The organism is Amphritea sp. (assembly GCF_048266285.1).
GTDB lineage: Bacteria > Pseudomonadota > Gammaproteobacteria > Pseudomonadales > Balneatricaceae > Amphritea.
In genome coordinates this window covers 43408-64195 of record NZ_JBLWZV010000014.1, presented here as the reverse complement: position 1 = coordinate 64195, position 20788 = coordinate 43408, and the positions used below count along the sequence as shown (strand labels likewise).

Annotated in this window: 18 protein-coding genes and 1 riboswitch; of the genes, 6 read left to right on the top strand and 12 right to left on the bottom strand. The window is 49.2% G+C overall.

Features of this window, described 5'->3' with window-relative positions:
- Positions 1-162 precede the first annotated feature (162 nt).
- The gene (locus ACN0T0_RS14380) at positions 163-2682 is read left to right on the top strand and encodes an EAL domain-containing protein (RefSeq protein WP_417227241.1); all 2520 of its coding nucleotides are present in this window, start codon (positions 163-165) and stop codon (positions 2680-2682) included.
- 29 nt (positions 2683-2711) lie between these two features.
- Here the strand turns inward: ACN0T0_RS14380 and ACN0T0_RS14375 are convergent, their stop codons facing one another.
- The 5 genes from ACN0T0_RS14375 to ACN0T0_RS14355 are packed head-to-tail and all read right to left on the bottom strand — an operon-like array spanning position 2712 to position 7841.
- Positions 2712-3197 carry a hydrogenase maturation protease gene (locus tag ACN0T0_RS14375; protein ID WP_417227239.1) on the bottom strand — a complete coding sequence of 162 codons (486 nt, stop codon included), beginning with the start codon at positions 3195-3197 and terminating at the stop codon, positions 2712-2714.
- Entirely contained in the window at positions 3181-4647 is a 1467-nt protein-coding gene (locus ACN0T0_RS14370) for a Ni/Fe hydrogenase subunit alpha (protein ID WP_417227237.1), read from the bottom strand. The genes ACN0T0_RS14375 and ACN0T0_RS14370 overlap by 17 nt, the downstream gene beginning before the upstream one ends.
- Positions 4648-4672: 25 nt before the next feature.
- A complete protein-coding gene (locus ACN0T0_RS14365; RefSeq protein WP_417227235.1) occupies positions 4673-5302 on the bottom strand; it encodes an NADP oxidoreductase in 630 nt (209 codons plus the stop codon).
- Complete coding sequence (locus ACN0T0_RS14360) at positions 5302-6003, bottom strand: 2Fe-2S iron-sulfur cluster-binding protein (protein ID WP_417227233.1); 702 nt, start codon at positions 6001-6003, stop codon at positions 5302-5304. The genes ACN0T0_RS14365 and ACN0T0_RS14360 overlap by 1 nt, the downstream gene beginning before the upstream one ends.
- Complete coding sequence (locus tag ACN0T0_RS14355; protein ID WP_417227231.1) at positions 6000-7841, bottom strand: NAD(P)H-dependent oxidoreductase subunit E; 1842 nt, start codon at positions 7839-7841, stop codon at positions 6000-6002. The genes ACN0T0_RS14360 and ACN0T0_RS14355 overlap by 4 nt, the downstream gene beginning before the upstream one ends.
- Before the next feature lie 422 nt (positions 7842-8263).
- Here ACN0T0_RS14355 and ACN0T0_RS14350 point away from each other — a divergent pair, with 422 nt between their 5' ends.
- Positions 8264-9739 (top strand): hypothetical protein, encoded by a 1476-nt coding sequence (locus ACN0T0_RS14350; RefSeq protein ID WP_417227229.1) that lies wholly within the window; start codon positions 8264-8266, stop codon positions 9737-9739.
- Positions 9740-9951: 212 nt separating this feature from the next.
- Positions 9952-11049: a DUF6765 family protein gene (locus ACN0T0_RS14345; RefSeq protein WP_417227227.1), complete on the top strand. Its 1098-nt coding sequence runs from the start codon at positions 9952-9954 to the stop codon at positions 11047-11049.
- Between the two features lie 58 nt (positions 11050-11107).
- Here the strand turns inward: ACN0T0_RS14345 and ACN0T0_RS14340 are convergent, their stop codons facing one another.
- The 4 genes from ACN0T0_RS14340 to ACN0T0_RS14325 all read right to left on the bottom strand — a co-directional run bounded on the left by ACN0T0_RS14340 (position 11108) and on the right by ACN0T0_RS14325 (position 15642).
- Positions 11108-12007 (bottom strand): D-hexose-6-phosphate mutarotase, encoded by a 900-nt coding sequence (locus tag ACN0T0_RS14340; RefSeq protein WP_417227225.1) that lies wholly within the window; start codon positions 12005-12007, stop codon positions 11108-11110.
- Between the two features lie 258 nt (positions 12008-12265).
- Positions 12266-13201, bottom strand: a complete 936-nt coding sequence (locus ACN0T0_RS14335) for a DMT family transporter (protein ID WP_417227224.1) — start codon at positions 13199-13201, stop codon at positions 12266-12268.
- Between the two features lie 126 nt (positions 13202-13327).
- A riboswitch (FMN riboswitch) is annotated at positions 13328-13494 on the bottom strand.
- A 147-nt stretch (positions 13495-13641) separates the two neighbouring features.
- The gene (locus ACN0T0_RS14330; protein ID WP_417227222.1) at positions 13642-15195 is read right to left on the bottom strand and encodes an alanine/glycine:cation symporter family protein; all 1554 of its coding nucleotides are present in this window, start codon (positions 15193-15195) and stop codon (positions 13642-13644) included.
- 9 nt (positions 15196-15204) lie between these two features.
- Positions 15205-15642: a universal stress protein gene (locus ACN0T0_RS14325; protein WP_417227220.1), complete on the bottom strand. Its 438-nt coding sequence runs from the start codon at positions 15640-15642 to the stop codon at positions 15205-15207.
- A gap of 286 nt (positions 15643-15928) precedes the next feature.
- Between ACN0T0_RS14325 and ACN0T0_RS14320 the strand changes: the two genes are divergently transcribed.
- On the top strand, positions 15929-16822 hold the full coding sequence (locus ACN0T0_RS14320; RefSeq protein ID WP_417227218.1) for a patatin-like phospholipase family protein: 894 nt from the start codon (positions 15929-15931) through the stop codon (positions 16820-16822).
- A 38-nt stretch (positions 16823-16860) separates the two neighbouring features.
- On the opposite strand, the gene ACN0T0_RS14315 is transcribed toward ACN0T0_RS14320, so the two are convergent.
- Positions 16861-17037 carry a hypothetical protein gene (locus tag ACN0T0_RS14315; RefSeq protein WP_417227216.1) on the bottom strand — a complete coding sequence of 59 codons (177 nt, stop codon included), beginning with the start codon at positions 17035-17037 and terminating at the stop codon, positions 16861-16863.
- Positions 17038-17331: 294 nt separating this feature from the next.
- On the opposite strand from ACN0T0_RS14315, the gene ACN0T0_RS14310 reads away from it, so the two are divergent.
- Positions 17332-18081 carry a helix-turn-helix transcriptional regulator gene (locus tag ACN0T0_RS14310; RefSeq protein ID WP_417227214.1) on the top strand — a complete coding sequence of 250 codons (750 nt, stop codon included), beginning with the start codon at positions 17332-17334 and terminating at the stop codon, positions 18079-18081.
- Between the two features lie 106 nt (positions 18082-18187).
- Here ACN0T0_RS14310 and ACN0T0_RS14305 read toward each other — a convergent pair whose 3' ends face one another.
- Positions 18188-18466 (bottom strand): hypothetical protein, encoded by a 279-nt coding sequence (locus tag ACN0T0_RS14305; protein WP_417227213.1) that lies wholly within the window; start codon positions 18464-18466, stop codon positions 18188-18190.
- Between the two features lie 272 nt (positions 18467-18738).
- Here ACN0T0_RS14305 and ACN0T0_RS14300 point away from each other — a divergent pair, with 272 nt between their 5' ends.
- A complete protein-coding gene (locus ACN0T0_RS14300) occupies positions 18739-19113 on the top strand; it encodes a DUF3461 family protein (protein ID WP_417227211.1) in 375 nt (124 codons plus the stop codon).
- Positions 19114-19304: 191 nt separating this feature from the next.
- Here ACN0T0_RS14300 and ACN0T0_RS14295 read toward each other — a convergent pair whose 3' ends face one another.
- Complete coding sequence (locus ACN0T0_RS14295; protein ID WP_417227210.1) at positions 19305-20669, bottom strand: NAD-dependent succinate-semialdehyde dehydrogenase; 1365 nt, start codon at positions 20667-20669, stop codon at positions 19305-19307.
- Between the last annotated feature and the right edge of the window lie 119 nt (positions 20670-20788).

Genomic DNA, 20788 nt, shown 5'->3' with positions numbered 1-20788 from the left:
ATAATGGTTAAACACGACATATATCAAGGAATCCTTATTTTGTTGAAAACTAAACGCGATAAACAACCATTTTGAGTATCCCTTATCTATACCCGTTTAAGAACACCCGCTAAGATGGCCCCCTTTTTCTATCTAAGCTACTGGTGAAAGGGTTCTTTTTTGATGTCTAGGCCTCCCCAGGTTAATAACCGATTACTCGTCAGGCATATTGCGCAGCCTAACCTGATCACCTGCTCGCCAGATGCCAAGGCAGATCAGTTGGTGCGCATCATGGACGAGAAAAAAATTGGCTGTATCGTGGTCTGCGAACAACGCCAACCGATCGGTATGGTGACACGCCAAGACCTGATCAAGCGCTGGCTTGAACAAGACACAACCGCCACTATCCCGGCGCGGCACTTTATGTCGACCCCCATCATTACTATCTCAGAATGGGATTCAGTGGATGATGCGGGTAAGCAGTTTATTGCCCATGAAATACGCCACTTAGTGGTCACCAAAACTTCCGGTGAAGCCTGCGGAATTATCTCAGAAACCGATGTGGTCAATAGCCATACCATTGAGCATGACCTGTTTATGCGCTCGGTCGATGAAATTGCCAATCATTCCCCTATTGCGGTTGATAGCGGGATAACTATTTTAGCGGCACTCAATAAGTTAAAAGAATCCAATGACTCTGCCTTATTAATCAGCCAAAACAATGAGATCAGAGGTATTTTTACCGAACGGGATGCCATCCGACTACTCGCTCAAAAACGGCAGAATGAAACACTAGACGACCTCTGCAGCCATTCGTTAATCACCATTGAGCAAGATTTAAGTTTATATAATGCCCGTCAGGTGTTTCATCAGCATCGTTTTCAGCACCTCGCCATTACCGATCATGAAGGTGAAATCACTGGACTTATCTCCTATTCCGATATTCTGCAAACGGTTGAAAATGACCATATTGGTCGGCTACGTGAACGTTTAAGTGAGCGCGACCGTGCTTTAGAACGGTCTCAGCACAACCTTAAATTAGCCGACAAAGTGATTGAGGCCTCGATGGAGGCGATTGTTATTTGCGATCGGAATGCGCGCATTTTACGGGTCAACCCTTCGTTTACCGAGATCACCGGCTACACCAGTGCGGAAGTACTGGGGAAGAACCCTAACCTGCTCAGTTCCGGCCGACATCAGCCGGAATTTTATAAAAGCATGTGGCTAAAGCTCACTGAGCTAGGCTTCTGGCAAGGTGAGATTTGGAACCGCCATAAAGATGGTTCGATCTTTCCTGAATGGCTGAGTATCACCGCTATCAGAGAAGAAGACGGCGAGATATCCCAATATGCTGCTATTTTCACGGATTTAACCGATGTTAAAAAATCGGAAGCCCGTCTCAACCGCTTAGCCTATTTCGATGAGCTAACGCGACTGCCCAACCGCAAGTTGTTTAATGATCGCCTACAACTTTCCCTCAGTTATGCCAAAGAACATGGTCACCGAGTTGCGGTGGCCTACGTTGATGTGGATTTCTTCCAACAAATTAATGATCTACATGGGCATGAAGTCGGTGACCGAGTGCTGAAAGAGGTTGGTCGACGAATTGATCAGCAACTCGACGATGGCGATACCGTGGCCCGTTTTGGCGGCGACGAATTCAACCTTATTCTGACCGATGTGGATGTCGATGATAGCCCGCAGATCAGTGAGTTTCTTAACCGCATACTGAACTCCGTGAGTCAGCCAATCTTGATCGATGATAGAGAGCTTAAAACAACTGTCAGTATCGGTGTGAGCTTCTACCCTACCGATGCCGATAATGCCGAGCTATTGCTAAAGTGTGCTGATTCAGCGGTTCACTTAGCGAAAGACTTTGGCCGCAATAGCTTCCGCTTCTTTTCCTCGGAACAGCACCGCATGATCCAAAGCCGCTATCAGATGGGCAGTGATCTACAAACGGCTATCGATAACCAAGAGTTCCAACTCTATTACCAGCCTAAAGTCTGTTTAAAAACAGGTAAACCCACCAGCTGCGAGGCACTGTTACGCTGGCTTCATCCGCAGCTGGGCTTTATCTCACCGGCCGAGTTTATCCCCTTGGCGGAAGACCTTGACCTGATCAACCGCATCGGTCACTTCGTGATCGAAGAAGCATGCCGGCAGATTGCCGCTTGGAGCCAACAGGGTGATAACGTCAATGTGGCCATCAATGTTTCCGCCAAACAATTTCAACAAGGTGGTGTTGCCGAGCAAATTCTCGACGTGCTAAGTCAGCATCAGGTGCCGCCGCATCAACTCTCTGTAGAGCTGACTGAAACCAGCTTTCTGCACTGCCCAGAAGAGACCAAAAGCGCCATCAATGAGCTTCGTAGTCACGGTATACAGGTGGCCATCGATGACTTTGGTACTGGCTATTCGAGCCTCAGCTATGTGCGTAATATGTCGCTGGATATTCTCAAAATTGACCGTAGCTTTCTGATTGATTTAGAAGAATCAGAAGTCGACCGTGCCATCGTCTCATCCATCATTGAGATGAGCCATGTACTCGGGTTAAAGGTGGTTGCTGAGGGCATCGAAACACAACCACAGTTGAATATCCTCAAAGGGATGCACTGTGATCAGCTACAAGGGTTTCTGCTGGCCAGACCCATGCCACCAGACGACTTTAGAAGCTGGTATCGGCAGCAGGTGACGAGTTAACGGTCAGCCCTAACATCGATTAACTCCCCCTAACGGGTTAAAGCAAGCTTCAGTTGCGCTAAGTTCGCTTTTGCCGGGCCGGTTAAGCCCTCCTCTAGCGCCCACTCATAACCTCTAATGGCCAATACATACACTTCCGGTTGCACCTCAAAACACAACTGGCAGGTGGCCATAATGGACGGTATTGAGATGGCATGGGAGGTAAAGCTGAAATCTAATTTGGCGTTGGCTTCTGTCAGGGCAGTGAGTGAATAATCCACCACGGCCACATCCCGAGTCGCATCGATGAACAGAACCCGTCGTTTCGTACTGATCAGATCGGCATCTTCTAAAAACAACTGATAGTTGCGCACCTTCTCGGCATCAGGACAAAGCCCCTCACGCTCAAGCCAATCAATCAACGCCCAAGCCAAACCATCGTCCTGGCGAGCGACATTACCAATACCGTAGATCAGACAATCGGGATAATTAAAATCGGCCAGTGACAGTGGCAGCGATTTAACGACGTCGTTCATCGACTAAATCACCTTTCGCATCATAAAGAGACACTTCCAGCGGCATCTGACCCAACGCATGGGTGGCGCAACTGAGACAGGGATCGTAAGCACGAATACCGACTTCGATGGCATTCATCATCCCCTCGGTGATATTTACCTGACCAGCAATATAATCCTCTGCGACTGACTGCACCGTTCGGTTGATGACCTGATTATTTTGAGTCGTAGAGACAATCAAGTTAGCAAAGGTTATCTCGCCACTTTGATTGGCGCGATAATGATGGATTAAGGTGCCCCGAGGGGCTTCCACCACACCAATGCCCTCACCGGTCCAACCGTTCTCGGCGGGTGTCATAACCAACGACTTCCCCTGTAACTCAGGATCATTGAGTAACGCTTTGATCAACTCGGCGGAATGAATAATTTCAATAGCACGCGCCCAGTTGGTATGCAGTGTCATATGGTTGGATTGGCCTGCGGTGTAGTCGTGAAATTCCTCTAACGCGCTCTGTGCTAGCGGCGTCGACAAGCTTTTAGTCACATTCATACGTGCCAAAGGGCCTACCCTAACAGAACCTTTCTCCCGCCCCAGCGCTTTAAGAAAGGGAAACTTCATATAACTCCAAGCTTCCGTTGCTTCAGAAAAGTGTTCCAGATAGTCGTGATAATCAAATTCAGCCACGATAGCTTTATGTTCATCCATAATACGTATCCGGCCATGGTAGTAATCGACATTGCCATCATCATCGACCAAACACATATCCAAGGCGGGCACCACGGCGAAATGATCGATCTCGTCACGATGCTGTTCATGAAAGGTCTTAAATAGCGCCAAGCCTTCTTGGGCATAGGTGATAACCTCATCGATCGATAATAGCCCCTCTTCGCCATGTAGAAATCGATCACGCTCAGTCACACTGAGGTTCTGGTTCACCCCACCCGGTACTGAACTGATGCCATGCATCCGCTTGCCCAGTACCGCTTTTATCAGTTCTTGCCCCCACTTTCGTAGCGCCACCACACGCTTAATCAAAGCCGGGTCTTGCTCCACCAGCCCCAAGACATTGCGTTGCTCAGGCGGAGCATCCATACCAAACAACATTTCCGGTAAAATGAGATAAAAATAGGCCGTCACATGAGATTGTAACTGTTGTGCATAGTGCCCCAAACGGCGCATTTTTTCAGCCGCCGGCAACATTTGAATACCGCTACCTAAGCCGACCCCAACCATATCATCCAGCGCCTTGGCACCGCATAGGTGATGACTAACGAAACAGATACCACAGATACGCTGCAACAACATCGGCGCTTCCCAATAGGGATGCCCCTGCACCAGTTTTTCAAAACCGCGAAACTCAACCACATGAAGCTTCGCGTCAGTGACCCGGTTATCATCATCCAGTTGAATGGTCACTTTACCGTGCCCTTCAATCCGCGTTATCGGATCAATCACCAGCTTTCGACTCATATTAATATCCTAAACATTCTGATGGTTAATCGTAACGGTTAATCGATGCGGGCAGATCAAAGGGACGCCCATTAATCAGATCATCCAACACTTTAAGAATCGTTCCCCCATCCGGAGGGCAACCGGGGATAAAGTAATCCATCTTGACCACTTCATGACAGGGATAAACCTGAGTCGTTATCCGGGGAATATCGTCATCATAGGGCATCGTTGGAATCGCATTGGGCACCGCCGTCACCGAATCGATATAGGCCTCTTTCAGGCAGTCGGTCAGTGACACCTCATTACGCATCGCCGGTACGCCGCCCCAGATGGCACAGGCACCAACGGAGATCAAGATATCGCAGTTCTCGCGAAACGATTGTAGGGTTTCGATATTCTCCTCGTTGGCCACACCGCCTTCGATAAAACCGATGGCACAACGCTCACGAATGCGCTTAATATCGGTGAACGATGAACGCAGAATAGTTATTTTATCGAGTAAGCCTAACAGCGCTTCATCCATATCCAACAACGATAGACTACAACCCCAACAACCGCATAGACCAATCATCGCAACTTTAATTTTGGCATCACGGGTGGCCTGAAGCGTCGGATCCATTGGCGTCGCTGGCAGATCATGGGAGCAGATCTCAGGTTTGCTTGAGTTAGCCATTAGTCGTTATCTCCCAGCGCTCGGTCCCGTAGCGATCGACACTCATATTTACGCTGACCGATAGGCTCATTAAAGCCGATACCTTTATCAATAATACAGCCGACCGGACAGATATCCGCCGCCGCACGGACCTGTTCCACGGTCATAACATTAGCCAATTCGATATCGATTTCAATCCGCGCATGACTGCCTCGTCCGCTAATACTAAAGATCTTCTCGCCGCTATCACGATCACGAATAAACTCAACGCAACGCTGACAGAAGATACACCGGTCACGTTCGAGCCAGATATGCTCGGCACCGACCTCTCGCTGATGCGGGGTAAAGCGGTATGGAAAGCGGGACACCACCATCTCCATCTCATAAGCGGTCGCTTGTAGATCACAGCGGCCGCTTTTTTCACAACTCGGACAGTTATGGTTGCCCTCGACGAATAGCAGCTCGACCAGCGCCTTGCGCATATCGGCCACCTCCGGCTCACTCACCTCGACCACCATCCCGTCAGCAACATGTACGGAGCAGGCGGGGGTTATTCGACCGTTCACCCTTACAGAACAGACGCGACAGGTGCCAAGACAGGACTGATCAGGCCGATAGCACAGGGTTGGAATATGAATCCCATGTTGAGCGGCCACCGCCACCAAATTATGTCCGGCGGTGGCGGTGATTAATCGCTCATCGATTGTTAGTTGAATATTCATTTCACCCGCTCCGATAGCTGCGTAGACCCGTTGATCGATGTTGTCGGGATAAGCTCCGCGCGTGCTAACTCGCTACCCAACAACGCCGCCACTTTATCGAAAGAAGGCAACAACACACCTTGGGGTTCGACCAATTTTTCCTGATAAAGCTCAGTAAACTGCTGCAATGTGCTTAATACCGGATTCGGTGATGTAGCCCCTAAACCGCATCGACTGGTACTGCTCACTAACTGACCCCAGCTAACCATCTCATCGAGATCTTGCTGACAGGCTTTACCCGCTATCACCCGCTCTACCTTATGCAATAGCTCAGTATTACCTGCCCGACAGGGGGTACAGATACCACAGGATTCATCGACAAAGAACTGCATAAACTGCCGTATAATCGCCAGCAAATCCCTCGAACGATTAAAAATCATCAACGAGCCATTACAGGAAAGATCATCATAAGCAAAACAGCGATCAGCACCCTTTTTTACCGCAACACACTCACCGGATGGCCCGCTTACCTGCACCGCCCAAGGATCCGTCGCCCCCACTCTTTCAAGCAGTTGCTTCAGACTCATGCCCCATTCAACCTCATAAATACCCGGTCGATCACAATCCCCCGAGACGCTGAATAACCGAGTACCACAGGAACCATCAGTGCCAAGCTCTGCATACCAATCAGACCCCTCTTCAATTAACCGAGTTACCGCCGCTAAAGTTTCAACATTATTCACCGTGGTCGGCATCCCCAGATACCCCTGCTGAATGGGAAAAGGCGGTTTTATCCGTGGGGTGCCTCGCTTGCCTTCACAGGATTCAATCAAGGCGGATTCATCCCCACAGACATAAGATCCTGCTCCCATTTGAATGCGAATATCAAAATGAAAGTCCTGACCGAGAATCGTATCGCCCAATAAACCTTTGGCTCGAAGCTGCGCTAATTGCGCCTCAAGAAAGGCCCTAAGATAGCTATATTCGGCCCGCAGATAGAGAATGCCTTGGCTCGCACCGATGGCCCAAGCAGCGATAATCATGCCCAGCAACACCACCTTCGGAGAACGGGTCAGCAACACCCGATCTTTAAAGGTTCCCGGTTCCCCTTCATCCGCATTACAGATCACATACTTCGTTTCACCAACAGCTTGGCGACACAAACGAAACTTCTCACCAGTGCCAAAACCCGCCCCGCCTAACCCCTGCAATCGCGCATCGATAACCGTTTGAATCACCTGATCCGGGTGCTGCGCCAAACAACGCTTTAACAGCGCGCTATAATCACTCGGTTCCTGAAAGAACACAGGCCCCGCCTGACAGATAGTGCTTTCAACGAGCTGATCGATATAAGCGATACTGTCTTCCGGCAGCTTATGAGGGTTTGCAATCTCAGCCGCTGTTAAGCCCTGCTTTAACTGCTCGATAATCCTCACAACTTTGTCGGCGGTCAGTCGGGTAAACACAACCTCATCAATCAGCATCGCCGGTTCCTGATCACTCAGACCAATACAGGCAGTTTCATAGAGACCAAAGGTTCCCGAGGGGTCCAGCGAACCGATCTTCGCACCGGTAGCCTGCTCCAAGGCGGCCAAAACCGTTTCGTAGCCCTTCAGTCTCGCAATCACTGTATGACTCAGATAGAGGGTATGCTTACCGCTGGGTTGGCTATGAAAATAGTGATAAAAAGAGTGGGTTTCCCGCACATCGTTTGCCGACATATTCAAGCCGTGGGCAAGTGCGGCTGTCGCGGCATCAGGAAGATAGTGATAAAGGCGCTGTATATCCAAAAGCATATCCAGCAAGCGGGTTTTATCCCCTTGATAACGTTCAATAATCGTCTGGATATTATTATTCATATTATAAATCCTAGTAAGGTACAGCCACGCCAGCCGCCTAAACTTAAGCCGATAGTTAAACCGAAACACATTAATGCCGATTCCTGTGAACCGAATCGCAGACGCGGTTCAACTTCGCCACTACTAAAATTGTAGTCTAGCGGCGACGCTAACGCCCTGTTAAAACATCACTTTTGTTCCCCTAGCCGACCGCTGCTTTTTGCTCAAGAAAAACCGCGCCAAGAAATAACAACCGCGACTAAAACAGCTGTATGAATTAAGCTCATATCCCTGCCGGGGGTTTTATTGGCTAACGACCTTGCCATTGCCTACATTAAGGTATGACATAGCACCATCCATATAACGAATCATTCCTAACGGCGCCACCCTAGGGCGTAAAGCTGATTAAGAGAACGGACATAGGTCTGCGAGGGAGTTGCAACATGAGCGATAAGATTATTACCAGTACCGGCCAATGGTCACTAGTCGTGCTGCGAGCGACTCAGCACAGCGTCAAGGTGTGGGCAGGCACCCTGTTCTCCACCTTAACCATGCCCGAACAGGCCCGCATCGAGCTAATTGCCCCCGATAACAGCGTCAGCGTCCATAACATTGTCAAAACCGATTGGAACAGACCCTTCAGTCGTATCCGCAAACGCTTCTATATCACCGCCAATTTTTCACAACTACTGCCCGGCAGTCATTATAAAGTGCGTTTTCTGCGACGCATTGAGGCAGTCAACGGGGTCCGTGAGGCATCTTGGCAACTATTACGCACCGCTCAATTTGATACCCTGCCAGCGCAGCTACCTAAATCCCATCAAAAACCCTTTACCATCGGCTTTGGCAGTTGCTTCTATAATCACCGCGATGGTGGCCAAGCGGCGGGGGCTTATAAGGCCCTCTATGATCGTGGCGATGAAGCCGTGAAACCGGATATCACCTTTCTCACCGGCGATCAGGTCTATCTGGATATAGGCTTTGATTCGCTCTCCTTTATCGACAGCGAAATCAGACAACGCGTAGCCGATGACTATGCCCTGCATTGGCAAGCACTGGGGAGCATACTCAACCGTGGTGCCACCTGGATGTTGCCGGATGATCATGAATACTGGAACGATTACCCATTTCACGATTCACTGATCCCGACATTACTGGCATTAAAGATCAAATCCGTTAGAAAGACCTGGTCTCGAGCCTCTTTAGATGGTGTGCAACGGGTGCAACAAAGTCCTAAAATTGAAATCTTTAACCTTGGTAGCGATCTCTCATTTTGTCTCGCCGATCTGCGCTCTTTTCGTGACGAAAACGGTTTTATGCCGGCAGCTGAATTCAAACGCCTAACCGACTGGGCCAGCTCGCTACAATCACCCGGCGTGTTGGTATTACCACAACCCTTAATCGTTGAGAAAAATCCAACCGAACGCAACCTGCTTAGTTTCAAAACCCAATATCAACAACTGCTGCAGGCGCTCGGCACAACGGGGCACGATATTGTGCTGCTCAGCGGTGATGTGCATTTTGGCCGGATCGCCACCGCCACCTTAGGGCCACAAGGCGGGCGACTGGTTGAAGTTATATCTTCCCCGCTGTCGAACCTCACCGGCCTTAACGGTATCGCCACCGCCAGTCCCAGTTTCAAACCCAGCCATTTTCCAGATCCTTCAGTTGTCGAGGTCCCCGGCTGGACCGCCAAGGCCGTCCACTATGATCAATCATTTGCCGTTAGCACTAAAAAAGGTTGGTTATTATCCGCCTATCCTAAGACCCGTACCCGGGAACACTTCATGACCGCCAGTTTTAACCAAAGCGACAACAACCGTATTCAATTAAAAGTGAATGCTTGGCGTGTTCGTGAACGGGATGACGATAACTTACCTGCACGTGATTTCGATGAGTATACGATTGAGCTGCAATAGCATAGCGTTAAACCTGCCGTGCGGGCTCGCACGGCGAATACGGCGGATCAAAAGCAATACTTGACCTAACGCAACATCCGCCGGAATAACGCCCGCCTTTTGTCAGCCAGACGTTAAATGACGGTTTATCTGAACTATATTTTTAATCATCGAACCGATGCTTATGAAAACAGCGACAGCTTAGGCATTCACTCAGGCACAGGAGCATTCTTATGCAGATCGACTTTCACCATGCCGTCACTTACGTGGTTGCCCGACTTTCAGGCTTTGCGCATGCTAAAGCGGAGATTATCGCCCATTCGGCTCAATATGTAGATGATGCCACCAATGCAGGAGTGATCTACTTCGAGAATCAGGCGATGTATCAGCGTATCGCTTCGGCCCACAAAATGATCGACTACAAAAATATTCAAAAACTCGCCAACCATCAGGTATGGATTCCGTTTCACTTCCTCCCCGGTAATGAAGGCTTAGCGGCGGGACGAAATCCAGATGCTGATTTTCGTCATAAAATTGTCTGCCGGCCGAATAGTTTTATTGCGCAGGAGATGGTACGTGCTTGCATCGATGATCACCAGAAACCCAACGCCCTGCACCGCCTCGGGATCACCATGCATGTGTTTGCCGATACATGGGCGCATCAGGGATTTGCAGGTATCAACGATAGAATCAATCTGGTTCGTGATGTGCTCGATGAAAATAACCAGCCTGATCCAAGCCTGTTAGAGCAGGTGAAAAACTACTTCCTTGATCGCTTCGATGAAGCTCAATCACAGTTTGTCGGCGGTCTATTGCCCCTTGGCCACGGTGCCGCGTTGAGCTACCCCGACCGCCCCTACCTTAAATGGCACTACACCAATGGCGAAGGGGCCCATGTTGAACGAGATAACCCCAAAGACTTTATCACTGCCGCCGATGAGATGTGCAAAGCGATGCGACGTTTTCAACTGGGTGATGCCGATGCCAAGGTTGCCGGACTGCCATCGGCGAGTCGAGATCAATTAGACGCCATGATGCGCAACACCGTTGAGGAAAACGGTGATAAACGTCATCAAATATGGCTCAAGGCTATCGCCGACGGCGTCTTTGGTTTTCCTGCAGTACAACTACGCTATGCAGCTAAAGGCGTTGGCTCGTGGAAATATCAGGCGATTAAAGATACCCGCTCAAAACAATTAAAAAATCAGCTATTTAAATACCATCCCTCATTTTTAGACAGTGATTGGAAACACTTTCATGACGCCCTACAGGCTCACCGCTTTACCGTCATCCATGAAATTTTACCTCGCTACGGCATCAGTGCCGCTTAGCCTGTCATAGGAGTTATTCCGAACTAAGCTATCACTGGCTAAGCGATTCCGGGCTAAATTATTGCGAATAAGGCAACAGCCGAAATGCGGTCGTTAGGGTTTGTGACTCACCGGCGTCCAGCCACGGGTGATCATAAAAACGGGTGCGGGCCGCTTCAACACAGACAAATCGAGATACTTGATCAAGCCCGACATCCGGCATCGCGACGGCTGCATCACCGGGATTCCAGACCACGGTAGAATTGCCTCCCTGCTTACGAATAGCAATCACCCGCTGCCATCCATGATCGACCAGCATCACTTCGCTATCACCCTCATGCTGGAAAATAACATCAGTTTCCACCGGAAACTCAACCACACCGCTATGCTGCCGCTCCTGCATGCCTTGTAACTTATCTCGAAGGCGTAGGCCATCGACACCCTGCAGCGCCACCCCCGCACGATCCGACACGGCAAAATAGCTATGCAGCGCCGCAGTCAACGCCATCCGCTGATCCGTATAGTTATGACTGATTAATGACAGACGAAGCTCCCCCTGATCAACGTCAACATCAAGCGTAAGATCCAGTCCTGACCAGAGGGATGCTGGCGGAGACAACTGCCAATGACCACCTTGCGCATTAACCTCAGCCCGATCTAGGGTCCAATGTGCTGTTCGCGCTACGCCGTGTTTGGGTTGAGAGGCATTATCAACATGCTCAGCAAACCAAGGCCAACACACCGGCACACCCCCTCGTATCGCGCCTGCCTTAGCCGGTTTATCACTCAACCACAACAGTGGCTGCTCACCGGTCGGACGAAACAACAGCACCTGACCACCCGCCAATGAGATCACCAACTCGCCCCAAGCATACTTAAACACACAGAGGTCATACCCCAGCCACGATAGATCAGTCCGTCCCTGCTCAAAACCTAAGATCAACTGTTGCAGATCACCCTGCCATTGCTGCTCACCCATTAACACCTTCCTCGCCTTCTATTATGTTCGCTGTATTCTTTTTATGGCGCAGGGTTAATAACAATTCAACCTCCCGTAAAGCGAAAGACGCCGCTCAAACACAGAGCATAGTAACGCCTCAATCGAGGCCGGTGCAGAGAACGCCTAAAAAGAACCGCAATTGAACGTATAAATAAAACCCAGATATATAAACCAATATACCTGACAAAAAATGTGCGAAACAGCCTAACAATGGTTGTTAAGCTGTCAAAGCCACGCTTAAGACTGATAAACCACAGGGCTTGAATCACTGCGCTGCAACGCTTTCAGCCGCAAACCAAAATTTCCTAAAATCAGCATCAATCCGCCGATAATCTGATAATGCGTTAACCCCATTCCAAGCACAAACCAGTTGATCCCCGCGGCAAACACGGGAAAGGAGAGCTCTGCCAAGGTGGCCATCTGTGCCGGTATTGTTTTTAACCCTTGATAATAAAAACCCATACCAATCAAGCCGCTCAATAACGCCATAGCGATCGCTAAGCTTAGATCGACCGGTGGCATCGGCATCAAACTATCCTGCTGTAGCAGAGCTAAAGGTAACAAAACCCACAACCCCGCCATAAAACGTCCTGACATAATGGCATTAGGATGCATCTGCTGCTGAGAAAGGTACTTGCCACACACCGTAGCCGCCCCCCACGCCAACACCGCCAATAACGTATAACCATAGCCGGTTAGAACACTCAAACTATCGTTACCATAGTGCCACTGCGCCTCACCCAACGACTGAATATCGGGCCATAACATTACTAGACTGCCGAATACAATCACTATCGCCCAACGAATAAACGCGCCTTCGATGCGCTCATTTAGACAAGCATAGGCCAGCACAATAGCCACCAACGGCTGTAGCTTTTGCAATAAAATCACCACCGTTGGATTCAGATAATGAAACGCTTCCGTAAAAGCCAAGGTGCCGAGTGCAGAGCCAACCCCGCCAATAAAAAACAGACACAGAAAGCTATTCAGTGATAGTTGACGAAAGACATGACGATAGCGCCACAGCATCGGGCTGACAAACAGCACCAACGTGAGGTGTTCGATTAAAACGATTTGCAGTGTGGCATAACCCGCCGCCAATAAGGGATAGCGAATTAATGTATCAAGTGCCCAGGTAAAACACGCGATCATGATAAAACATGTGCCTGCCATCTTTGGTTTCTCCCAAAATAAGATGCCAGGGGTGATGAAAACGAATGTACCAGCCGTTGCCATTAGCTAAACGCAGCCAAACACAACAAAGCCATCTCTGAATATTTCAGAGACAGCTGCTGACTGGTCGATCTTCTATCATCCGGACTATGACCGTCGGCTCTGGTATCTCACCAGATCTGCTGACCTTAATGTGGTTGAGTCAATCGCATTAAGCGCTCGCGGGCTGTTTGACGGGATAGCCCATCAAAATCACCGCCGGTGGGGAATTTCGCCCCGCCCCGAAGTTCGATTTATGTAAAATTACGGTGTAACTCTAACCCTCCGCGATTATTTTTTAAAGCCTCATGCGTAACGTTGACATTGGCCCATAAAAAACGGGGTAAAAGAAGAACCTCTTTTACCCCGTTGATGTTAAAGCAGTGAGACTGCGTTAATAATCAGTTTTTGAATTTCTTAATTTCACCCGACTTCAAACGTGCCATATATGATTTAAGATCAACTTTAACCAAGCTCATCAAGAAGTACAGGCCGATGATATTGACCACCGCCATAGCAAAGATGGAGGCATCGGAGAAATCGATAACCGGACCAAGATTGGCTGCTGCACCAATAATGACGAACAAACAGAAGATGACTTTAAAGACTAACTCGGTCGTTTTTCCTTCACCAAAGAGATAGGTCCAAGCCTTCAGGCCATAGTAAGACCAGCTAATCATGGTTGAGAATGCGAACAATACCACCGCAACCGCCAGCACATAAGGGAACCAACTGAAAGCCGAGCCAAAAGCAGCTGACGTCAAGGCGACACCCGAAGAGCCATCGGCAGTAATAATGCGGCCGCTTTCACCCACCAAATAAAGCCCTGTGGTTGGATCCGTGGTCAACTGACCCGTAATAATGATCACCAACGCCGTCATCGTACAGATCACCACCGTATCGATAAATGGCTCAAGCAGCGAGACGAACCCTTCCGTAATCGGCTCTTTCGTCCGCACCGCCGAGTGAGCAATTGCCGCCGAACCAACACCAGCCTCGTTTGAGAACGCCGCTCGTTTGAAACCTTGAATCAACGCTCCGACAAAACCACCCGCAATCCCGAGCCCAGTAAAAGCACCTTCAAAAATCTGACCAAAGGCCCAACCGACTTTATCGAGATTCATTAGGATAATAACCAGAGAAGCCAACACATAAAGAATGCCCATGAATGGCACCACTTTTTCAGTCACATTGGCGATCGACTTAATACCTCCGACAATCACAGCGAACACAATCAACGCAAAAATCACACCAGTAATCCAACCGGGATAGTCACCGACAATACTACTAATCTGCGCATGCGCCTGATTGGCCTGAAACATGTTGCCGCCGCCAAGGGCGCCCAGAATACAAAAGATCGAGAACAACACCGCCAGTATGCCACCGCCCGGAAGTCCCTTCTCTTTAAAGCCTTTCGAGATGTAATACATGGGACCACCCGAGACGGTACCATCAGCATATTCATTTCGATATTTTACACCCAAGGTACACTCGGTGAACTTGGAGGCCATCCCCATCAAACCCGCTAATATCATCCAGAAGGTTGCACCGGGCCCCCCAATACTCACGGCCACAGCAACACCCGCGATATTACCTAAACCAACCGTACCGGAAAGCGCCGTAGCTAATGCTTGAAAGTGAGACACCTCACCCGCATCATCAGGATCAGAGTAATCCCCTTTAACCAACGAAATAGAATGACGTATCGCTTTAAATTGGATAAAACCAAAGTAGACGGTGAACACCGTTGCCCCAGTGACCAACCACAGAACGATCCATGGGAACGTCGTGCCCGGTAAAGGCGCAAAAATTAGATTAACAAACCAGCCGGTCGCCGAAGCAAAAACTTCATTAACTGTCTGATCAATACTCCCCTCTTCGGCCATAGCCGAAGCGCTAGCAAAGCATAGAAATAGAGAGACAAATGCGCTGCTTATTATTTTTTTAATATGCATAAGACAACCTCAGTTAACGACAGTGACAGGAACGTTAGCGCTCATCACCAACTTAGCGGTGACACTACCAAACAGTTTTGCCGCTAATCCGCTCTCGGTCGAGCGTGCCACAATAATCTGTTGCGCCTTCTCTTTGACTGCCACTGAGTTCAATAACTCGGCAGCATCACCGTGTAATACCCGTCCCCCGGCGCTAAAACCTTCGGTTTTCATGGTTTCTAATGCAGGTGTGATAACCCGTTCTGAAGCAAGCTTTATCTCTTGCTCGCGACGCTTATGTCGCATGGCGTTTTCTTCGGCGGTTTGAAAACTATAAGGTGACCATTCGATGACGTAAACCAACTCAATCACACAGTCGCCTATCAACTTTGACAGATGCTTGGCGTACGTGAGTGCACGTTCCCCTGGCTCACTCCCATCTAAACCAACAATCAATTTTGTTGACATATTTTGTGTTCCTCTATCATTTTATTATTATTTGCGCTTTTCATAGAGTCTTCAGTATAGACACAATTCGCTTGCTCCGTGGCTAAACTTTAAATTAACGTGCCACAAACGATGAATGACTCACTTAATGCGGCGCTAGATATCTTATAAGTCGATAAGTATTCCCCCCTGAGCCATCTGTCCGTAAAATTAAACCACTCGAATCATACCTAAACAGCACAGCATCGGCGTTGCGCTAGTCGCATTGAAGGATTAACACCGCCACTGCAAGGAGTCCAACCAGCCTATGAGCACACAACAGACAACCGTATCACTGGTATTAGGTAGTGGCGGTGCCCGTGGTTTTGCCCATATCGGCGTGATTCATTGGTTGGAAGAGAATGGCTTTAAAATCGAATCCATTTCCGGCAGCTCCATGGGGGCGCTTATCGGTGGCGTTTATGCGGCAGGCAAACTAGAAGACTTCTCTGCTTGGGTGCAGGCAATACGCAAAGTGGATATTGTCACCTTTATGGATATCTCATGGAAAAGAAGTGGCTTGGTTAAAGGCGACAAAGTCATCAGCATACTCACCGAACTCGTCGGTGATGTGATGATTGAGGATCTGCCTATCCGCTACACCGCAGTGGCCACCGATATCCTCAATGAGAAAGAGGTATGGATCAATTCTGGTAAGCTGTTTGACGGCATTCGCGCCTCCATTTCATTGCCACTATTATTAACGCCGTTCCGCTACAAAGGCATAGACCTAATCGATGGAGGGGTTTTAAATCCGGTGCCGATTGCGCCGACCTTTAATGACAAGACCGATCTCACCATCGCCGTTAACCTCAGCGGCAAAGCCAATGGTAAGGGCAAAAGTAAAACTCCCTTAAACAACGCCGCTAATGGTGCCAAAAAAGATCTATTCTCGGCGAAGATCACCGCCTTTCTCGACAGTTTTAAAGACTCCGATAGCGCCCTAGAAACGCCAGACAACGGCGTCTACGATATTGCCCATCAAGCATTCGATGCCATGCAGAGCACCATTGCACGGCAGAAACTGGCGGCCTACCCACCGGACCAATTTGTCGAGATCCCCCGCAACGCCTGCCGAATGTTGGAGTTTGACCGCGCGACACAGATGATCGAATTAGGTTATCAGGCAGCGCAAAAAAGCCTACAGCACCTCACCCGATAAGTTACATCATAATCAGCACCAGCCTATGTGCCCCAAGGTTAGCCTGTCATCATTGCAGCACTGACTCTGGCCAACTCAGCCTCTTCTAGTAGCCAAGCTCGAAAGGTCTCAGCATGGGGGTGCTCATACTGATGCACAGGGCTGGCGAGATAAAATGCTTCAGAGGTCGGAATACTTTGCGGGAAAGGGGCAACCAAGCACCCCGTATGAATCATATTAGCCACCACTGAAAAGTGGCCTCCTGTACTGCGGGCCACTCCCTAGGTAGTGAGAAAATCAGCAACTTGCGGTTTTGAGCGGGCTTTTTGATTGGGCGCCGCACAATACCATTTACAGAGGATACGACGGTTACCCAACATAACTAAAGGCCCCTGATCTACCTCTTTGGCACACAAACATCCCTTTCCTAACAGCAAAAGCATTAAGCTATTTTTAAGTTGTTTAAATGGGGACAAAATCCATCGACACAAGCGGTATACTTAACCCTCATTAATATCGTTGGCACAACCATGTACAGTCGAGTACTCAACCAAGCGGTATCAGATCAACTTGCCGGCTGTATTGATAGCCTCGGCAGTGGTATCTTTTATCCACGTTTCTTTCAAATGATGCGTCTGCTCGCCCCCATTGATCAATATATGGTGTTTGAATTTTCACCCAACGGCGATTACGCCACCTGCCGTTTAGCCCACAATATTGAACGGCCGGACCTAGGGCTAGAACTGGCATCACTCTATCTCGATGGGGCCTATTTAGATGATCCAATGTTAGAAGAACTTAAAGCCTCGGTACTCAATTCACCGGATGATGCCCCCTGCCAGCTATTAGAAAAAAGGCATCTTCCGCCGATCTACCGGCGACGGTTTTTCAATGTGCCTAATTTCGATACCAAGTTCTCATTTGTGGTATTAGACCCACAAAGCCAGCATCTTTTTTATATCAACTTCTACAGTAAAAAAGAGGCCGCCTTTGCCGATACTCAACTCAATGCGCTGAAACAGAGTTCATCCCTGATGGGATCATTATTGTTAAAGCACTTTAGGGATGAGCGCAAACGCAGAGGGGTTGTTAAATCACTGCTCGCCTCGGGTCTATCGGAACGGGAAGCCCAGATCTGTAATATGATCCTTAAAGGTCATACCGCCAAATCGATCGGTAACGATCTGGCGTTATCAGAATCCACCGTGATCACCTATAAAAAACGCGCCTTCGACAAACTCAAAATCAACCGCAAATCGGAACTGGTAAAGTTTGTCTAACCTGGGTGTTGATTGAGAACCTTAATTAAGGGCTCTCAGTAAGCGCTCTAGACATTAACCAAATAGCCGCTAGACCAAGTTGCAATACCAACGTACTTCCCGAATCCTAGTTAACGATCAGAGGATTCGCCTTCGCCGCCTCTTTTTGCGCCAAGGCCGCTTCAGCCATTTTCTTCCCAAATAACGCCATCACATCAATATTGTCATCCGGCTTTTCACTGGCTTCATCCATTGCCGCGACCATCGCCTCGACCGTCGGCAACGTCTTTTCAACCAACTGCTGAATATACGCCTCTGGGGATGTACCCGTATATTTATGGTATCGATCAAACAGCTCAACCGCTTCCGGTTGCAACTCAACATTCACAAAGGACTTAGTCGCCATCATTATCTCCTAATCTTATTATTGTGCTTTACCGATAGCCGAGCACTGCTGGCGTGGGCTATTAGCACCGATGCAAAACCGGCTATCCGCGATGGTTTCAATATAAGAGGTAGCCGGAGTCGGCATTAGGACCAGAAAATAACAGTTTTTGGGGCCAGTCGGTCCAACTGGACATATTAGCGATGCACAACTGGGCCTAGTTATTGCCAATATAAAACATAAAAATAACGCTGGGATACAACTATAAATAACTCCAAGAAATAGGCAGCGTAATGGCAGACTATACAACTTTGCAGGCGATGGGGCTTATCGATATAAACAGCATCAGCCACTATAAACTGAGCCAGAAAGATAACGTCGAAGAACTTAAGATCTATTTTGAACGAGCGCAAGGCTCTACCCTACCAGGCAGTAGCAGCTTCGACTTTGCTATCAATAATGCGATTGCCGCCGATAACCAAGCGTTAACGCACAACGCAAAAGGAAGTGACCCGATGTTGCTTGCTGCCATTGCCGAGCTTAATCAGCTATCCAAACAGCAGCAAAAATCTGACCGTCGCAGTATCCTAGAACAAGAGATTGATCGAATGGAACAGGTGATGAGTGCAAAAATCCAAGAGCTACGAGACGACCTAGCCCGCCTTTAAAAACAGCCTATAACCGCTCCAAAACAATTCCACTTAAAAGCAAGGAGGCATTAACCTCCTTGCTTCATGCTGCGCACCGGAAAACACAGCCCTCCATCTCGATAAATGTAAACAGAGGACTGAGTGGCTTACTCCTCTGGGTGCGACTGGTTCAAGAGACACCCATTCAGAACAAGCCTTAGTCAGGCTCCTTAGTTAATCCAGATGGATTTCGTATTACAGAATTCGCGAATACCGGCTTCTCCCAGTTCGCGGCCCAACCCTGATGCTTTAACCCCTCCGAACGGCAGACGAATATCACTGGCGACCTGCGCATTAAGGAAAGCGTTGCCCACATCCAACTGGCGCAATATCGCCTCACCCTTTTCAAGATCCGCAGTCCAGACGCTCGCACCTAAACCGAAACGAGTTGCATTGGCCTGAGCCACGGCATCCGCTTGATCACGCACCGCCACAATCGCGGCCACCGGGCCAAAGATCTCTTCGTTATACGCGGTCATACCAAGCTTAACGTTACCCAATACGGTCGGAGCAAAGAAGAAACCATCGCCGGGTAACGCCTCACCGCCGGTCAAAACTTCAACCCCCTCCTCGATGGAAGCTTGAACCTGGCGCTGAACCTGCTCGCGCAGATCGGCTCGGGCCATCGGCGCAATGGTCGTCTCTGGCGAAAGTGGATCACCAGGCTGCAGCGCTTTCGCCTGAGCCACCATTTTTTCAGTGAACTCTTTAATTCGTGAAGGCACCACCAGAAAACGTTTCGCCGCAATACAGATCTGTCCCGCATTACCAAAACGCGCCCGCATCGCGACTTCAACGGCAGCATCGATATCGGCATCATCCAAGATAATGAAAGGGTCCGATCCCCCCAGCTCCAACACCACTTTTTTCAGATGCTGACCGGCCAACGCAGCGATCTTACGCCCGGCGGTTTCACTGCCGGTAAATGAGACACCTTGCACACGATGATCGGCAATCACCTTGGCACTCTGTTCCACCGAAATCGTTAGGTCCGTTACCAAACCTTCCGGCGCACCAGCATCGCGTAGAACCTGCTCAATCGCTTTGGCGCAACGAGGCACATTCGGTGCATGCTTGAGCAACAAACCATTACCGGCCATTAAAGCTGGAATCAAGCAACGAAACACCTGCCACAAAGGGAAATTCCACGGCATAATAGCCAGCACAATACCCAATGGCTCATAGGTAATAAGACTTTTACGAGCGGGTGTTTCGACCAGTTGATCCTGCAGCATTCCCGCCGCATTTTCTGCATAGTAACGACAAGCTGAAACACATTTATCCACTTCACCCAACGCTTCGACTAACCGTTTACCCATCTCCACCGAGACAACATGTGCCAACGCTTCTCGCTGTTGCTGCAATGCATCGGCAACCGCATTCATTAACGTTGTCCGCTCGGCGAAGCTGCTAGCCGCCCAATTCTGAGTGGTTGTTTCAGCCAGCGTAAGCTTCTGTTCCAACTGCTCATCGGTCAGGCAATCGAATTGCTCAAGCAGCTCACCCGTTGCAGGGTTGCGTGTTTCAAATTTCATACTCTAACTCTCCATTAAACAATCGGGTTTAACTATTGATACTCAGGTGTGGATCAAGCTCGCTGCCGATAACGAATACTGCCGATACCTGTAGTTTAAGCGTCACGGGGCCTATTGTT

Bases quoted from the DNA above. Each gene is read 5' to 3' on its own strand.
- ACN0T0_RS14315 (WP_417227216.1), bottom strand. From the start codon at position 17,037: ATGATTCATACGGGGTGCTTGGTTGCCCCTTTCCCGCAAAGTATTCCG.
- ACN0T0_RS14365 (WP_417227235.1), bottom strand. From the start codon at position 5,302: ATGGCTAACTCAAGCAAACCTGAGATCTGCTCCCATGATCTGCCAGCG.
- ACN0T0_RS14345 (WP_417227227.1), top strand. From the start codon at position 9,952: ATGCAGATCGACTTTCACCATGCCGTCACTTACGTGGTTGCCCGACTT.
- ACN0T0_RS14370 (WP_417227237.1), bottom strand. From the start codon at position 4,647: ATGAGTCGAAAGCTGGTGATTGATCCGATAACGCGGATTGAAGGGCAC.
- ACN0T0_RS14375 (WP_417227239.1), bottom strand. From the start codon at position 3,197: ATGAACGACGTCGTTAAATCGCTGCCACTGTCACTGGCCGATTTTAAT.
- ACN0T0_RS14380 (WP_417227241.1), top strand. From the start codon at position 163: ATGTCTAGGCCTCCCCAGGTTAATAACCGATTACTCGTCAGGCATATT.
- ACN0T0_RS14310 (WP_417227214.1), top strand. From the start codon at position 17,332: ATGTACAGTCGAGTACTCAACCAAGCGGTATCAGATCAACTTGCCGGC.
- ACN0T0_RS14325 (WP_417227220.1), bottom strand. From the start codon at position 15,642: ATGTCAACAAAATTGATTGTTGGTTTAGATGGGAGTGAGCCAGGGGAA.
- ACN0T0_RS14305 (WP_417227213.1), bottom strand. From the start codon at position 18,466: ATGGCGACTAAGTCCTTTGTGAATGTTGAGTTGCAACCGGAAGCGGTT.
- ACN0T0_RS14300 (WP_417227211.1), top strand. From the start codon at position 18,739: ATGGCAGACTATACAACTTTGCAGGCGATGGGGCTTATCGATATAAAC.
- ACN0T0_RS14340 (WP_417227225.1), bottom strand. From the start codon at position 12,007: ATGGGTGAGCAGCAATGGCAGGGTGATCTGCAACAGTTGATCTTAGGT.
- ACN0T0_RS14320 (WP_417227218.1), top strand. From the start codon at position 15,929: ATGAGCACACAACAGACAACCGTATCACTGGTATTAGGTAGTGGCGGT.
- ACN0T0_RS14355 (WP_417227231.1), bottom strand. From the start codon at position 7,841: ATGAATAATAATATCCAGACGATTATTGAACGTTATCAAGGGGATAAA.
- ACN0T0_RS14350 (WP_417227229.1), top strand. From the start codon at position 8,264: ATGAGCGATAAGATTATTACCAGTACCGGCCAATGGTCACTAGTCGTG.
- ACN0T0_RS14295 (WP_417227210.1), bottom strand. From the start codon at position 20,669: ATGAAATTTGAAACACGCAACCCTGCAACGGGTGAGCTGCTTGAGCAA.
- ACN0T0_RS14330 (WP_417227222.1), bottom strand. From the start codon at position 15,195: ATGCATATTAAAAAAATAATAAGCAGCGCATTTGTCTCTCTATTTCTA.
- ACN0T0_RS14335 (WP_417227224.1), bottom strand. From the start codon at position 13,201: ATGGCAGGCACATGTTTTATCATGATCGCGTGTTTTACCTGGGCACTT.
- ACN0T0_RS14360 (WP_417227233.1), bottom strand. From the start codon at position 6,003: ATGAATATTCAACTAACAATCGATGAGCGATTAATCACCGCCACCGCC.